Below are 17,562 nucleotides of genomic sequence, written 5' to 3' on the forward strand. Positions count from 1 at the left end.
CAGTGTAACAATTTAAGCAGCTGTACCACCAACTGTAAGTTCGTCAATTTTAAGGCTTGGCTGACCCACGCCAACTGGCACACTTTGACCATCTTTGCCACACACGCCCACGCCATTATCAAGTGACAAGTCATTACCTACCATTGAAATTTTGTGCATTACGTCTGGGCCGTTACCAATTAGGGTAGCCCCTTTAATTGGTTGCGTTACTTTACCATCTTTAATCAAATACGCTTCTGATGCCGAGAACACAAACTTGCCTGATGTAATATCAACTTGACCACCTGCAAAGTTCGTCGCGAAAATACCGTTTTCAACACTTTCTAAAATTTCTTGTTGCGTACTTTCACCCGCTAGCATGTACGTGTTTGTCATACGCGGCATAGGTAAATGGGCATATGATTCGCGGCGACCGTTACCTGTAGGCGCTACGCCCATTAAACGCGCATTAAGCTTATCTTGCATATACCCTTTCAGCACACCGTTTTCAATGAGCACGTTATAACCCGCAGTAACACCTTCATCGTCAACGTTTAATGAGCCTCGACGGTTGTCCAGCGTACCATCATCAACCACAGTACATAAGCTAGAAGCAACTTGCTGTCCTACTTTACCACTGAATGCCGATGAACCTTTGCGGTTAAAATCACCCTCAAGGCCATGGCCTACAGCTTCGTGTAGCAGCACACCAGGCCACCCTCCACCGAGTACCACAGGCATAGTGCCTGCAGGCGCTTCAATTGCGGCTAGGTTAACATTTGCTAATCGCACTGCTTCGTCGGCATAAGTCATCCAACGTGGTTTGCCATCAACCATTTCATAAAAATAACCATAGTCTAAACGCGCACCGCCACCAGCACTGCCACGCTCACGCTTGCCATCTTGCTCAAGCAGTACCGATGCGTTTAAACGAATAAGCGGGCGTACATCTGTCGCAAATGTGCCGTCACTCGCGGCAATAAGCACTTCTTCATAAACCGCTGCCATTGAACACACAACTTGCGATGCATTTGGCGCAATTTTGCGAATATACGCATCAATTTGTTTTAACAAATCAATCTTTTCGCCATCCGTTAAGCTACTAATTGGCATAATCGGCTGAATAATATGCTTATCAAGCTCCACTACCTGAATTTTGCTGGTGCTTAGCGTTGCACTATTTTTGTCAGCAACACTTCGTGCTGCCAAAGCCGCCTGAGTAATAGCATTTTTATTAATTGCGTCAGAATACGAGAAGCCGGTCTTTTCACCAGATACAGCTCTAACACCAACGCCACGCTCAATGTTGTAGCTGCCATCTTTTACAATGCCGTCTTCGAGCACCCAAGACTCATGATGACTTGATTGAAAATACAGATCAGCATAATCAATTTGGTGTTCTTGAATTAAAGACAAACTATCGAGCAAATCTTGGCGTGAAAGGCCACTTTGCGCTAGTAAATGCTGTTCTACGTTATTGCTCATGTTTAAACTCATAATTAAATTGGTTATGTGACAACAGCGGCATTTTTTGCCTTACGTCTGTCAATTTATCCATATTGGGTAAGTATACGATATTGTGAGCTTCATCACCTAACATCGCCTCTATCTCACCCCAAGGTGAAATAATCACACTATGACCATACGTTTGTCTGCCATTGTCATGTGTGCCTGTGGTAGCAGCAGCAACCAGGTATACTTGACTCTCAATCGCTCGCGCTTGTAGCAATGGCAACCAATGTGCCTTGCCAGTAGGTAAGGTAAATGCCGATGGCACTAAAATAATCTCCGCTCCTAAAGCTCTAAGTGCACCAAACAAGCCCGGAAAGCGCATATCATAACAAACCGTTAAGCCTATTTTACCAAACGGTGTGTCAACTACGACTAAGTCTTTGCCGGCGATAGTGGTATTGGATTCACGATAATTTTGTTTTGCATCGTCAACATCCACATCGAATAAATGAATTTTGTTATAGCGTGCAACCACTTCACCTAACTGATTAACCATTAAAGAGGCTGCGTAATATTTTGTCCCTTCTGCGATTGGGATAGTGCCGGCACTTATCCAGACGTTAAACTGTTTTGCCAACTGACATACTTCATCAATAAATGGCGCACTATTATTGGCAAATGCCATTAAGTCGTGGGCTTTGGCATCAAAACAAGCAAACCCTTCTGGCAAACAAACCAGCAAAGGATCATTTACATGCAGGTCGCGCAAGGCAATTAACTGTTGGCGTAAATAATCCAAGTTGCTACTTGGTTTAGCGCTTACCGTCCATTGCAAAACAACAATCATTGATTTTGACCTTCTGTTTTATCAACTTTAGATTGCTCATTTGGCATAGTTGCATCACTTAGCGGCACTATTTTCTTCTCAGCTGGCAACACATCTTGTTTTGGTGTACCAGGCAAGGTCGATTGTGGAATTTCAATTTCACGGCTCTTCTTACCTTTTTCTGTAACAACTGGTTGCTCAAAGGTACCGGTAATGGTGTATTCAATTTCAGAAATAACGCGCGCTGAATGCAGCACTTTATCTATCGCGAGTGCCGCTAAACCTGTTACAGGGTTTACCATCCAAGCAACAATTACTGGAATGCTTGAAGTCACCTCTGGCGCAACCCACATGGTATAATCAATTTTTTGCGTATTGAGGTCTGCATAACCTTTAATGGTTAAATCTGCAGGCACACCATTTAGCTCAGTATCCTTGGTATACGCCACGCCCTTATCAACCTGCATACTGCCCTGCATGCTGTTGTAAAAAAATCCTTTGGCAAATACATCTCGAAAATCCAGTTTAAGCTTGCGCACTAACGAATCTAAGCTTAACAATGAAAATACACGTGCACCGCCGTCGCTAATATCGGTAATATAGCCATCGCCTAAACGCCATTTTAAATCGCCAGAAAGCGACTGTGTATTAAACTGATAAGGCGTACCATACCAGTACAAATCAATATCGATTTCGGCGTTAGATTCTTTAATTGAGCTGGTGAGGTCAAATTCGTCGGTTAGCTCACCGATATCTTTACTTACTAGTTTGCCGCTTAAGTTAGTTTTTTGTTTTTGCCAGCTGCCTTCGCCGATAAATAAGTGCTTGCCTTTATCCACAGTCAGCTTACTGATCAGCAAACCGTTATCAGCCGGATCTAAATCAAGGGCGAGCTTATCTAGCTGATAGCTATCCACTTTACAATCGGCACAGTTAAATCGAATCGCCGGTAAATGGGTTAACCATTCATTGTCTTGTGGGCTACCAAAGTCATCAATTGGCTTTAAACCGACACTAGGCTGTGGCTCGGTTTCTTCAGGTTTAAAGTTAAGCCGTAAATAATCCGCTTCAATAAACACAGGTCGCTGCGCCAGAATACGTGGAATACTCACTTCTGCGCGCACTTCTTTACCATTTATTTTCAGCTGGGTAGATTGCGCTAATGCACTAAGATTTATCTCAAGATCATGAAACTCAATTTCCGATAGTGTCGCATAATCGATATTGACATTTACCTCTTTTAACTTAGGAAATACGTGATTATCTGAAGTCGACTCGGTTGGTGTAGCGACTAAGTGGTCTATAAACGGGATCCACTCCACGATATCGGCTTTTGCAAGGGCTACCGTCACATCAAAGCCACTAGCATTAATACCAAAATCGTTTTCACCGACGATTAAGTGTGCATTACTTACCTTACCTAAGCGATTATCAACAATACTATTAAAATAGAGTTGCTGATTAATATTTGCTGTGATCAAGTTCGAGATTTCATCGCCTCTTACATTTAAGGTAAAGGGCCATACTTGATCACGTTTTTTACTATATGGCGCTGGTAATGCAGTACTTAAGCCTATTAAATCTGACGATGCACTGGCAGTATAATTAAACCCTTGTGGCTTTAACTGCATATTAAACGCAATATCAAACGGCACAGCACCACTCATGTAACCACTCATAATGCCTTGCGTATGCTTAACAATGTCACTCACTTGCCAGCTGGCATCGCCAGTCACTGACAGGTCGTAGTTTTCGCCTTGTTGCTTGCCTTGTAAATTAAACTTAAACGGCATATTGAGCCAACTAGCCGTCGCATTGCTTAGCTGAATATCGCTATTGTTAAAGGTTAAAGTACCGGTAACCTTATCAAAAGGAATACCCGGCTTTGCAATAAAAATCGGGGTATTGTTAAGGTCAACAGAACCACGAACACTTACTTCGCCCTTACTACTGCTTTTACTTAACGGTACTTGAATACGTGTTTTACCAAGTACCTTACCCTGCCCTTGCACGGTTTCAAGTACCGCACCAATAGAGTTTTTTAGTGGTGTGGCTGCAAAGAAAGGCTGTAATTCTTGTGCTTTTTGCTGTGTTTCAATATCAACATTTAGCGTACTTGCATGTGATAAGTCGTCAATACTAACAACAACGCCATTACCTAACTGTAATCCAGCAAGTACTCCCTGCTGCGACACAATGTCCATGCGTTCATTTGAAAAAATTAAGTCAGCTTCAAGGTTAGTAATATCTGGCCACGATTGATTAAAATTAAATGTTGCGTCGGTCACTTTTGCGTCAACTAAAAAACGGCCATTGTGCTCTTGATATGGGAAGCCGCTTAACTTGCCTTGCCACAACACTTTTGCCACATCTATTTTACCGCCTTGCAGTGAACGATTGAGGTAATCAATTGTGCCCTGCGGCATATAACCTCGTGGAAAGTAATGACGCGCTTTAAGTACTTCTGGACCCTGCATCTCTGCATATAAACTAAGTTCACTTTGCTCAAATAAATTAAGAGCAAACTCTGCGGCGAAGGTCAGCTCATCATTATCTAACCAAATAGTGTCACTTTCGAGTGTCCAGCCTTGCGCTTGTTTTAGAAAATCAAGGTTAATGGTTAATTGCTTGTACGGAATAGCACGCGTAAACAGTTCGCCTGTCATGATGTAGTCTTCATTACCTTGAACTGACAACTTAGCTGCTGACTGATCGCCTACCAGCGTGAGCGATAAGTTTTGCACCCCAGGAATGCCGTTATAGTGCTGCCATGACAAATCGCGCACTGATGTAGTAAAGAAATAATCTTCTGGGTTGTGATACTGCACATAAAAGTCAGAGACCGAGCCTTTTAGCAATAGCTGCTCAACAATCTTAGTTTGTTCAAAGGGCAGTAAAGGCGCTACATCACTTAATAATGCCAGTGGAAAGTCACGCCATTGCGTCGTAATACGGCCATTGTTGTAGTCAATTTTACCACCAAAGCTTGGCCATTGATTTTGATTAGCACCAATATCAAGTTCAGACGTTTCAAGTCGCCAACCATCGTTGTGCGGTCGTACTCTTAGCGTACCTGCGTTGATTTGTAACGACTCCCTTTCGCTTTGTTGTTGCCAGCTAATCTCGCTTGGCTGCCAATCTAATTGAATGTTTTCAACTTTAAACTCTTTAAATCGCGCCCACGCTTTAAAGTTAATATCGCTTTTAACTTGGGTAACGTCATCCGAAAGTACATCGCGCAACCAACTGCTGGCATTTAGCTGCTTACTTTCAACAAATAAAGTACCAAAAGATTCAGAGAAATGTTCACCGTATAAATCGAGAATAATCTCTAATCGATTATCAGAAATACCCGGCAACGTGATGTAGCCAACGCCCTGATGCTGATTGTTACGGTTTTGCCAAGTGACACGCTCAATAGCAATAACGCGCTTTTCATTGCGCTTGGTGTTAACTAAAAATTGGCTATTTTCTACAGCAAAGTGACCACTTTGCGCTAAAAATAGGGTTTCGAGTACATCAATTAAATTAGCACCGTCGGTGCTTTCACCACTGCTTGGAAAAGGCTGGGTTAAATCAACTTTGGCGTTAAGCCCTGACAACACAAAATAATTTGATACTAACCTGCGCTGCAGCACAGATTGCCACACATTAACATGCAAACGCGATTGTTCAACATAGAGTCCAAGAGCTAGTGGCTGGTTTTTGCCGAACGATACCTGATTAAGTACCAATGCGGGGCCTGTGTGCTCCCAACCAGCAGAAATCGAACCAATAGCGATGTTAGTGCCAACTTGTTCGGTAATTAGTGCTTCAATTTCGGCTTTATAATCATTGGCATAGGGCAAGCTATATTTTAGCAACGACACAAGCACAGCGACCAGCACAAGGCTGATCGCGAATATTTGCCAAACTTTACGTAAACACCAAAAACAGGTGTGCCTTACTTTTTGCACTACATCATCACCACATCAAACTGCTCTTGATTATACAAGCTTTCCGTTTGAATACTGACTTGTTTCTTAATAAAAAGTTCAAGTTCAGCTAAGTTGTGATACTCATCATTAATCAGTGCTTCGCTAACTGCTGGCGAAGCGTAAACAACAAATTTAGTCGCATCGTAAGCACGATTAACACGCACAATTTCACGTAAAATTTCGTAGCAAACAGTTTCAACTGTTTTAAGTGCGCCTCGCCCTTTACACACTGGACACTCGCCACACAAAATATGCTCTAGACTTTCGCGCGTACGCTTACGCGTCATTTCGACTAAGCCTAGCGCTGAAAAACCGTTGATATTGGTTTTGGCACGATCTGGCGCCATAGCAACTTCTAAGCAATGAAGTACACGACGCTTATGCTCAGCACTGGCCATATCAATAAAGTCGATAATGATAATGCCGCCTAAATTACGCAAACGCAACTGACGAGCAATCGCTTGAGTTGCCTCAATATTAGTATTAAAGATGGTTTCTTCAAGGTTACGATGGCCAACAAACGCACCGGTGTTTACATCTACCGTTGTCATTGCTTCGGTCTGGTCAAATATTAAATAACCACCCGATTTAAGCTCCACCTTACGTTCAAGTGCTCGTTGGATTTCATGTTCAACACTGAATAAATCAAAAATTGGACGTTCACCCGGATAATATTCCAGTGCTTTGGCAAGCTCTGGTACAAACTCTTCGGTAAACGCTGTGAGCTGCTGATAAGTGAGCTTTGAATCAACACGAATACGCTCCATGTCTTCACCGACATAATCACGCAGTGTGCGAAAAGCAAGGGTCAAGTCTTCGTGCAGAATCGATTCTTTACGCGTTTTTTTGCGTTTTTTTGCTATTTTATGCCACAGCTTTTTTAAGAATTTTGCATCGTGCTCTAATTCAGCTTCAGTTGCGCCTTCAGCTGCAGTGCGCACAATAAAGCCACCTTCCTGATCATGAAATGGCGCAACAACCTTTTTTAAACGCTCGCGCTCTTCTTCACTCTCAATACGCTGCGATACACCCACATGAGTAGCATCCGGCATAAACACTAAATAACGCGATGGAATAGTGATATCTGTTGTTAAGCGCGCACCTTTAGTGCCAAGTGGATCTTTAACCACTTGCACCATAATAAACTGACCCTGCCTCACTAGTTCACGAATATCCTGAACTTTTTTGATTGGCTGATCATCCACGCCTTCGGCAATTGAGGTGCTATTTACAATATCAGATGCGTGTAAAAATGCGGCTTTTTCAAGGCCTATATCAACAAACGCTGCTTGCATACCTGGTAACACGCGGCTCACTTTACCAAGGTAAATATTGCCAACAATACCAAGATTACCTTCACGCTCTAACTGTACTTCTTGCAGCACGCCGTTTTCAATTAATGCGACGCGACTTTCACTAGGGGTGACGTTAATTAATAACTCTGAGCTCATGCAAATTCCTTTAAAAATTGCGCCAATAATTGCTCGGTTTCATACAATGGCAACCCCATAACGGCAAAGTAACTGCCATTAAGCTTAGTAACAAATCTACCTGCTCCACCTTGAATACCGTAGCTTCCTGCTTTATCAAATGGCTCGTTTGTTGCGCAATAATCGTTAACTTCTTGTTGTGACAACTTTTTAAATGTAACGTCAGTCACAACTAACTGCGACATTACCCCTTGCTGATTGGCAAATGCAATGGCGGTCATCACTTGATGGGTTTGACCTGACAATGACGAAAGGGTAGCAATTGCATCAGCCAAATCGGCTGGTTTACCTAACACCGTATCGTTTAATACCACCACAGTGTCAGAACCCAGTACAGGACAATTGTGAGCAGCTAATTTTACACCTGCTAACGCTTTTTCTTCTGCAAGGCGACAAACAAACTGCTCAGCTGATTCGCCTGTTTGTTGTGTTTCATCAATATCTGTTGCGAACTGCTCAAACTCAACATGCAGTTGAGCAAGCAATTGTTTGCGTCTGGGAGAAGCAGACGCTAAATAAATTTTAGTCAAAATTAGCGTATCCTAAAGTGACGTCGATATTTTCTTAGCAGTAAAAACAACCACGGCCACGCCAATGCCCCCGTTAAAACCGGCCATAAATATTGTGGTAAAAAATAAATATCGAGTAAAAAGTGATTCAGCCAAAACACCAAAAGATAATAAAGCGCCAAAAATAACGCCACTAACATCGCTTGCTGCCAAACACTAAAATTACGAATTTTCTGGTAATTACTTGCCGTAATATAAATCACAATTGAGTAAGTAAGTGATCGCACACCGAGTGGAGAACCTAGCGCTAAGTCAATAATCAGGCCGGCCATCCAAGCAAAGCCTATGTTTACCCTATGAGGTAAGGCGATAGACCAATACATAATTACCAACAACACTAAGTCAGGGCGATACATTTCAAATGCAATTGGCAATGGCATTAATGCAACTACTAAAGAAACAAATACCGAAAGTAAAATAAATCCTAAATGCCTAGTCATTGGCCACCTCGTTACGCCAAAGCAAAATCAGCAAACGAATGCGGTCGAGCTCGGCAATTGGACTGGCATAGACTTCAGAAAAAGGCCTACCCTCGTTACGATTAATACTGGTTACAGTGGCGACCGGATAGCCTTCAGGAAACACGCCACCCAAACCTGAACTCACCAGCACATCACCAATACGAATATCCATGCTATGTGGCACATGAGATAATTTAAGCTGGTCAATTTTACCAATACCTTCCACCACAGTACGCACATTATTGCGTAATACACGCACAGGCGTAGCGTGTTGCGTATCGGTGATTAATAACACTCGACTCGTCGTGCTGCCAACCTGAGTCACTTGACCAACAATACCTTTGTCATCAATCACAGCGAGGCTTTCTTTAACATCATCAAGTAAACCGCGATTAATCAACACCTGATGACTGTATGGGTTGGAATGAACTGATAAAACCTGAGCAACCAGCTTACGCTCTTCAAGTTTATTTGAAGAGCCGAGCAAGGCTCTTAGCTTTTGGTTTTCGAGCTGTAAGAACTCATATTGCTGCAATTTTTGATTTTGCACCAATTGCGCTTCGCGTAGGGCATCGTTCTCAACCATTAAACGCTGGTGAGAAGAAAGGTTTTTACTGCCTTCGCGGAACATTTCATAAGGGAGGTTTGCAAGGTAAAACAAAGGGCTAACTATGGTGTTTAAGCTAGCCCTTACTTTGGAACCGCCATCGGTGTAGCGATCGCCGATAATCAGCACCACACTCAATACGATGGCAATTACCAAACGTAATTGCAACGAGGTATTTCTACCAAAAATTAAATTCATTGCGCCCTCAAAGAGCAGTAAAACAAGTGTATTTAGCTACTTAATCGTAGCTAAATACATCACCACCATGCATATCAATCATTTCAAGTGCTTTACCACCGCCACGCGCTACGCAGGTTAATGGATCTTCCGCAACAACAACTGGAATACCCGTCTCTTCCATTAATAAACGGTCAAGATCTTTTAGCAATGCACCACCACCAGTTAATACCATACCGTGTGCCGAAATATCAGAAGCAAGTTCAGGTGGAGATTGCTCTAGCGCAACCATTACCGCACTGACAATACCTTGTAACGGTTCTTGTAGCGCTTCTAGAATTTCACTTGAATTTAGCGTGAATGAGCGCGGCACACCTTCAGCAAGATTGCGACCACGCACTTCAATTTCTTTTACTTCTTCGCCATTAAATGCAGAGCCAATTTCATGTTTAATGCGCTCAGCGGTTGCTTCACCAATTAAACTACCGAAATTACGACGTACATAGTTAATAATTGCTTCATCGAACTTATCACCACCAATGCGAACTGATGATGAGTAAACAATACCGTTTAAAGAGATAATAGCGACTTCAGTTGTACCACCACCGATATCAACAACCATCGAACCTGTTGCTTCAGATACCGGTAAACCAGCACCAATAGCAGCGGCCATTGGTTCTTCAATTAGGTAAACTTCGCGCGCACCTGCACCCATTGCTGACTCACGAATCGCACGTTTTTCAACTTGTGTTGCACCACACGGTACACACACTAAAACACGTGGACTTGGACGTAAGAAGTTATTGTTGTGCACTTGTTTAATAAAGTGCTGTAACATTTTTTCGGTTACGTAAAAGTCGGCAATAACGCCGTCTTTCATTGGGCGAATTGCTTTGATATTACCAGGTGTACGGCCAAGCATTTGTTTTGCTTCTTGACCTACTGATGCAACACTTTTAGGGCCACCTGGTTTGTCGTGACGAATTGCCACAACCGATGGTTCATTTAAAACAATGCCCTGATCTTTCACATAGATAAGTGTATTGGCAGTTCCGAGATCGATTGATAAATCGTTAGAAAAAAGACCACGTAATTTTTTAAACATGGAACTGGGGTATCCTTGTAACGTATGAGGCTCAGTTTTATTTTTAATCGAATAACTAAACGCTCAAATAATAAATATAAAGTGTCTAGCGCTCGCGCACTAGACGAAAACCGATGTAATTAGCACGAAAATCCGTTGCTAAAATTAGGCGTGTCGACGCACGCGCTAAGGTAGGTGCAAAATTCCATGCACCGCCACGAATCGCAACATCAGAACGACCTGCCGTTTTTTGGGTCCACTCCCACACATTACCAACGGTGTCATAAACGCCAAAACGGTTAGCGCTAAACGACCCTACAGGTGCTGGGCTCTGATTTGACCACTCACTACCACACCAACCACAATTAGCTAAGTTATTGCCAATATCATTACCCCAAGGGTAATCGGTTTTAGTGCCGGCACGTGCCGCATATTCCCACTCCACCTCAGTTGGCAGGCGATATTCGTTGCCTGTTCTTTCACTTAACCAATCAGCATACGCTTTGGCATCTGAGTAAGTTAAGCACACAACTGGAAAATTATCTTTTTGCTCGTAGCCTGGGTTTTGCCAATTAAGCGACGCTTCCCACACTGGCTCACCATTTAAATAGTAAGCACAGCCTTGGCCACTTTCTGCTTCTGTTTTATAAGCAGTATCGGCAACAAATTCGTTGTATTCGCCTACTGTTACTTCTTTCTCGTTCATCGCGTACGAATCACTCAGAATCTTTTTAACAATAGGTTGCTCGTTTGTTAAACCGTTACCGGTTAAATCACCCATTTCAAACTCGCCTGCTGGGATCACAATCATGCCAGCTGAATTTGCAATCGTGCTGCGAGTTGAAAGGCTTGGTGTAGTCGTTGTTTGGCGAGTGCGCGTTTGATTATAGTTAGACTGGGTAATCGTCTCTTTTCTTAAATTTGCGCGTAATGTTTGCGAGCGTTTTAAATTAATATTTCGCGTATAGGTTTGATAACCTTGTTTGCGAATTTCAATGTCATAGCTACCTGATGGCAATGACACATCTAAACGAGTTGAGCCGTAGCTTACACCATTAATAAACACTTCATCATCGCGCACGTTAGAACGCAATGTGAGCTGGAACAATCGCTCCTTTTTTGGCGTATTTACCTCTACCGTATCACGGTTAGTTACCATGCTTGCTGATGAGGGCGCGCTTTTATTATCTTTAAAACGCACTACTGGTTCATCGTAGCTTGCACTTATAACTGGCTGATAAACATTAGGAATTGCTGAACCATAATCAGAACAGAAGCTGTTATCTAGATTAAGCAAGTTACATAAACGGCTGGCGTTTACTTCGCCGCGCATGGTTACGCTTAGGTTGGTATTATAATTACCTTGCCCGCTAAATGAGCTGTTAACCACATGACTGCTTAATACTTGAACCTGTGCACCTGACATATTGCGTTTTGGTTCAACCACTCTCTGCTCGGTAATATTGGCAAAAATTTGGTCCATAAAGCGTTTTGTGGCTTTTTGTAAACCTTGTGATTGACCACGTTGCTCACACGCCGCCAGCGTTTCAGTGCGCTTACAGTTTACTGTGTGATTCACTTCAACAGTGCCTTCACGGGTAAACTCATTACGTAAACGCTCAACACGTGCTGTATTTTTTTGCTGCTTTAAGCTTTCGAGGGTGTTAACTAAGGTATGTTTTGAAACGCGGATTGCTTCAATATCTTTGCGATGAGATGAAATCGCTACAAGCTGTAGGTCTATATCATCTTTATTTTGCTTTAGATCCGCAATCGCTTTTTGGTAGCGCGTTTGCGCCGCACTAATATCCAATGTTGGGTCTTCAATTAAACGGCGATACAAATCATTCATCGCGTCTAATGATTGGTTGCGTTCTTTCTCTAAAGAAATAGAACGTGAACGAAGTAATTCCAATTGCTCTTGCAATTGTTTTTCTTGTTTTAGATGTTTATCTAAAACACCAGATAACTCTTTGAATTCAGACTGCTTAATATCTATTTCAGCTTGAATGCTTGATACTGTATTAGTGTCTTGTCCATGCGCTTGCCAAGTAAATAGGCTAAGCGAGATCACCAATGACAAAGGTGCTAGTCGCATATAATTATTCCCAAAACGGCCGATTTTTGGTTTTCTTGTTTTCGTTTTTATCGTAAGGGCACTTGCCCTAATGCTTTATGCTATTTTTTTGTCATGCAAAACACAAGCTTTGTCTTATCTTAAATGGCAAATTTTCAATTAAATAGTAAAACTAAAGGTTGTTGTTGTTTGTTAAATAATTCAGCTGAGCAATTGAACCACTTTAAATAAGGCGAAAATAATGAAATTTAGTTATCCAAAGAAAGTTGTTTTGTACGCAAGAAAGAAGCGGCTTTAATCAGAGTCCAAAGGACCTAAAAATTTATTTCACTCCAACATTTCATGCACTTGAAACAAAAATAGCGTTGCAACGCTCAAAAGATGTTAGTTTTCTCGCCAGTAAATTACGCGGTCATTTCCTCTAAAACGACCAAACTGCAGCACTGCATTAGGGTTATCGTTGACATCGTTATAGTTACCATCGTTGTTCCAATCAAACTGTAACCACTTTTCTGGGCTTACGTAATCAACATTATAAGTACGCTGTATCGGCGGTTCGTCAGGACTTGGACGAGGTGGCGCAGTCAAAAATAACTCTCGACCCGATTTATAGATACCTGCGGCAAAACTATCACTCAAATTGCCTTCGAGTGGTTGGTTATCTTCAATCACTAAATTAGCAAAACTATATGCGCTACAAGAATCTGACGTATTAACTACAAAGTTAGTGCCATCCCAATACTCAACTTTCATTGGAATTTGTAGCGGTTCATATTCACTGCCATAGTTATTGCTGACTGTGAGCCGGCCATAACGCATTTCCATCGGCGCAATAGTTTCAACACCACCAATCACATTAGTGTTAATAGCGCGACTATCGGCTGTACCAGCAAGTTGGTTAGCATTTTGATTTAAATTGTTAAGTACTTTGCCATCCGAGTCGGTTAAACGCACTAATGGAATCACTTGCGTCATTGGAATTGAAGGAGAATTATCACGCTCTAACGTTGCATTGTTTACATTTACTACATACAAACCTTGCTGCCAGTCGACACCATCATCGGCACTCAAACTATAGCGCGGCGCGAGTTGTGTTGCCGATTTATAATTTGCCGCATCATCATTTTCAATTAAGTTTTCAATGCTCGCTTTGACAAAGTTAAGCGTACTATTTGCATTGTAAGTGTAATTGTACAAGCGGTTACCTAATACATCTTGCGCTGCAATGGTGTAACTCAATTCATCAAACGGCTGGCTGTAATAGGTAAAACTATTGCAAGCACTTGTCAGTGTTTGCTCTGTCATTTCAAATTGCGCAGGGATAAAGCGCCCTACGTTGGCTTTACTGCCAGAGATAGCTCCGCCATCACTATGATTCAAGTAATTACTGCTCGAAAGGTTAGCAAGCAGCTCAATAATCCCCACTTCATTAAATTTTGCATCAGTGATCGTCGCAACACCCGATACAAAACCATTAGCCGGCACAGCATTAGGCGATAACACACCGTCAATACCCGCTTGCGGCGCCTGTAAGTTATGCGTTAACGCGACTGTACCTGTGATATCAGCGCTTCGAAAATTACGAGTTATCGCCCCATTGGCATTGTGAGCCTCGACTTGAATATTGAAATCTTCCGACGCCATTTTAAATACAGGATATTCCGCATCAAACGCGTTCGGATCGCTGGCTACAGTGATGTTAAACCTTTCGGGACGCACCACATAATTATTACTGGTGTCAGTTAAACTCGCTCCATTAGGTGCTGATGCAAATGCCGAAAAACTAATTCTACCGGCATCAAGATAATTTAACGCCAAATTCGCTTTGTAGTTATTAGTTGGATCAAAATTAACGGTTACAGATGTGTTGTTTGTTACTGGCGTATTATTTACAGTAAACGCCATCGATGATGGGTTACTTGGTTGTACAAAATTATTGGTAAAGTTGACTGTTTGTGGGCCACTAAAAATGTTTTCACACGCGCCTGTATTATCGTTTTTTCTTACCGCCATTAATTCCGCGCTATATGGCACACCAGATATTTGATCGCTAATGGCACTGATTTTAAATCCCGTATCCACAAATTGGGTATAACAATTAGCAAGCGACACTTCGTTTGCAACGACAAAACATCTAAACCCTGAACTTGGATTCGTTACATTAGTGTTTAACGCGTAATTAATGGTACTTGCTTGGGTGTTATTTAAGCTAATATTTGCTCGACCATTTACCGTAAATGGGTTACTTGGCGACCAACTTAACGCGCCACCACCTGAGGTGGAAAGCGATACAGTAGCTGGGTTTGGATAATAACTACTGCAAGTATCGTCAGCACATGCCTCAATTGTCATGGTTTCAGCTTCGCACGTTAACCCCGTATTATCACTTAGCGTAAGGCGATAATGGTCAACACTTGGCGCATTGTCACACGTGCGTACCGTATTCATATCACTCAAAATTTCAGACTGTTGTAACGCACGTGAGTAAATTCTTACTTCATCAAGCTTACCTTTAAAATAACGATCGCTACGAATGCCGCCACACTGTGTTGAAGTATTCGTGCCTACATCAACGCCAATAAAAAACTTACATGGTGAATCAGCTAACCCATCGCTGTAACTACGCGAAGCATCGGCAATTCCATTAATGTACATAGTTTGCGAACCAGATCTGTACACAACAGCAACATGAGTCCATTGATTCAGCGGTATAGTGCGCGAGCTAGTAAATGAACGCGTTTGTCGAGCGGCATTTTGCCACCACCAGAATAGTCGATTATTTGAATCTAAATGGAATTCAAAGTGCTCATCTTTAGACACTAAACTACGCAGGCCACCGCGATTTTCGGTGGGGTAAACCCAGGTACTTACTGTTAGTTCTTGATAATTAAAATCACCACTGTCATCAACTGATGCGTAGTTGGTTCCATCAAATTCTGCATATTCACATGTGCTTTGGCTGCCTATGGTGTTTGCTGGGCCAGGTGAGCTTATTGAAAACGAAGGACTTCCCGAAGGGGTTAAATCATGAGGGTCATTTAAATTAGCATCTACAAAATCACGATCAAGTTGCCACCACCCATTGGCATCGCAATATTGTTCGCGCGCAGCCCCATCCCAGCCTAAACCTTGGTTTTGATTTTGATAGATGGTTTGAATTTGTGTATCACCAATCGCTTTATCAAAAATCAGAAGTTCATCAACTAAGCCACGAAAGCGCTGGCTAGCATCAAAGCCGCCACCTAAATTATCTTGTTCTTGCCCTAACATTAGGTAGTTAATGTTCAATGAGCCATTACTGTGATTTGATACACAGCCTTGTTGTTGCCCATTAACAAAGAAGCACGACGTTGAACCATCACGACGCCAAACAAAATGTCGCCAAGCATTATCTGAAAAGTTTGGAATACTAATGCGAGAGGCGCGATCTTGTTTAATCCAAGGCTCAAATAATGTACTGCTTGGATGCCACCAAATTAATTCATTTGCGTTATTATTATTACGCGCACCAGAAACTAATACTTGGCTACCTGAAAAACTACTTTTAACCCAAGCCGAAATAGTAAACTCTCTGCCACTGAGTAAATCCTCATCAATATCAATTCGCCCATTGCTAATACGGTCATCAAAAAATGCGGCATTACAAATTTTGCCTTCTGCGGGTTGAATATTGAAAGGCGTACCATGTTCACTGTTAATTGATTCTATAACTTGGCTGTTTACACCGCTTAACCATGAAAATTCATCAAAACGAAATTCCGCGATAGGCGACGCATTTGGGTCAACGATTGTCGCGCCACAAATACCGGTAAAGTTATTTAATATACTTGGTGCAACGTAGTCTACTTCAGCACTGTTGCCTACACTAACCGACGCGCCTGATGTAAGCGCGCCTTCAAATTCGGCTCCAAATGCAAGATCTATCTGGCTGTTTGAATAGATAAATCCGCCAAACTCAATATAACTCGCTGTCGAAACACTGCCAGCCACGTAAATGATTAAATCATCGGGACGTGTAATTTGAATATCACTAAAAATTGATAACGAGCCTCTTACAACTATTCGTGTCGGCCCAGTAACACGTAGATTTGGACGGTTAAGTGATAAAGAACCAGTAAATAAATAATCACCAGAAAGTTTACCGTTTCTTGGAATGCTTGTTTGAGGGTTAAATAAACTTGGTTCTTGAATGGTTTCAGCATTCGTGCCCGAAGCGACACACTTTGAACCGCACGCATCGGGGTTACTATCTATCAGATTGGTCGTAACAATTACACTATTTGCTTGGCCACTAATCTCTGCACCATTCCTAATAATTGCACTGCCGTTATTAAACGTTGCAATTCCTGAAGGAAATACATCTTCACAGGCAGGCAAATTTGCCCAAACTAAATTAGGAATCAATAGCAACAGGTAGAAAAAGCTAATTAAGTGTTTTTGCTTCAACATTGATACTTCTCTGCGTTGTCCACTGGCCAGAATCACAACTTACAGTACTGGTGATCCGATACATAGTCACCGTAGAGGTTGGAGAATTTGAATCCGCCACATTATTTACCGAACTACATGACAACTCTACAAATTGGCAATTTTCCATATACTTAGTGGCATTGAAATGGTTTGGCGGCACATCAGCATTACATACGCCGTTTGGCGCATTGAGTGGAAACAACTGTGTGAGTTTCCATTCGACACCACTTTGCGCTGACAAAAATGCTTTAGAGCCATAGTACTCTACCGCATTTGATTGCGCGCCCCCTTCAATAACACGAGTAAGCGCTAATCCGAGTGCCAACAATACAATAGCAACAAATAACGATGTAATTAATAAACTGCCTTGCTGTTTAAACCTTAACGTCATAC

At 42.1% G+C, this 17,562-nt stretch carries 11 protein-coding genes; all 11 read right to left on the minus strand.

All coding sequences use genetic code 11. The features are described 5' to 3' along the window. Nucleotides 1–12: 12 nt before the first annotated feature. Entirely contained in the window at nt 13–1,464 is a 1,452-nt protein-coding gene (gene tldD / locus AN214_RS06280; protein WP_054979013.1) for a metalloprotease TldD, read from the minus strand. Then, a complete protein-coding gene (locus AN214_RS06285; protein WP_054978932.1) occupies nt 1,454–2,278 on the minus strand; it encodes a carbon-nitrogen hydrolase family protein in 825 nt (274 codons plus the stop codon). The genes tldD and AN214_RS06285 overlap by 11 nt, the downstream gene beginning before the upstream one ends. Beyond that, the gene (locus tag AN214_RS06290) at nt 2,275–6,213 is read right to left on the minus strand and encodes a YhdP family protein (protein WP_054978933.1); all 3,939 of its coding nucleotides are present in this window, start codon (nt 6,211–6,213) and stop codon (nt 2,275–2,277) included. Before AN214_RS06290 ends, AN214_RS06285 begins: the two co-directional genes overlap by 4 nt. Next, nucleotides 6,213–7,685 carry a ribonuclease G gene (gene rng / locus AN214_RS06295; RefSeq protein WP_054978934.1) on the minus strand — a complete coding sequence of 491 codons (1,473 nt, stop codon included), beginning with the start codon at nt 7,683–7,685 and terminating at the stop codon, nt 6,213–6,215. The genes AN214_RS06290 and rng overlap by 1 nt, the downstream gene beginning before the upstream one ends. Further along, on the minus strand, nt 7,682–8,257 hold the full coding sequence (locus tag AN214_RS06300) for a Maf family protein (protein ID WP_327077684.1): 576 nt from the start codon (nt 8,255–8,257) through the stop codon (nt 7,682–7,684). Before AN214_RS06300 ends, rng begins: the two co-directional genes overlap by 4 nt. Next, nucleotides 8,257–8,733, minus strand: a complete 477-nt coding sequence (mreD, locus tag AN214_RS06305; RefSeq protein WP_054978936.1) for a rod shape-determining protein MreD — start codon at nt 8,731–8,733, stop codon at nt 8,257–8,259. The genes AN214_RS06300 and mreD overlap by 1 nt, the downstream gene beginning before the upstream one ends. Beyond that, nucleotides 8,726–9,559 carry a rod shape-determining protein MreC gene (gene mreC, locus AN214_RS06310; RefSeq protein WP_054978937.1) on the minus strand — a complete coding sequence of 278 codons (834 nt, stop codon included), beginning with the start codon at nt 9,557–9,559 and terminating at the stop codon, nt 8,726–8,728. Before mreC ends, mreD begins: the two co-directional genes overlap by 8 nt. A 40-nt stretch (nt 9,560–9,599) precedes the next feature. Next, nucleotides 9,600–10,643, minus strand: coding sequence for a rod shape-determining protein (locus AN214_RS06315; RefSeq protein WP_010561191.1), 1,044 nt, complete (start codon nt 10,641–10,643; stop codon nt 9,600–9,602). 85 nt (nt 10,644–10,728) lie between these two features. After that, on the minus strand, nt 10,729–12,720 hold the full coding sequence (locus tag AN214_RS06320) for a formylglycine-generating enzyme family protein (protein ID WP_054978938.1): 1,992 nt from the start codon (nt 12,718–12,720) through the stop codon (nt 10,729–10,731). A gap of 363 nt (nt 12,721–13,083) precedes the next feature. Beyond that, nucleotides 13,084–17,148 (minus strand): LamG domain-containing protein, encoded by a 4,065-nt coding sequence (locus AN214_RS06325; protein WP_054978939.1) that lies wholly within the window; start codon nt 17,146–17,148, stop codon nt 13,084–13,086. Further along, nucleotides 17,123–17,560: a hypothetical protein gene (locus AN214_RS06330; RefSeq protein WP_054978940.1), complete on the minus strand. Its 438-nt coding sequence runs from the start codon at nt 17,558–17,560 to the stop codon at nt 17,123–17,125. The genes AN214_RS06325 and AN214_RS06330 overlap by 26 nt, the downstream gene beginning before the upstream one ends. Between the last annotated feature and the right edge of the window lie 2 nt (nt 17,561–17,562).

Source organism: Pseudoalteromonas sp. P1-9 (genome assembly GCF_001399975.1).
Classification (GTDB): domain Bacteria; phylum Pseudomonadota; class Gammaproteobacteria; order Enterobacterales; family Alteromonadaceae; genus Pseudoalteromonas.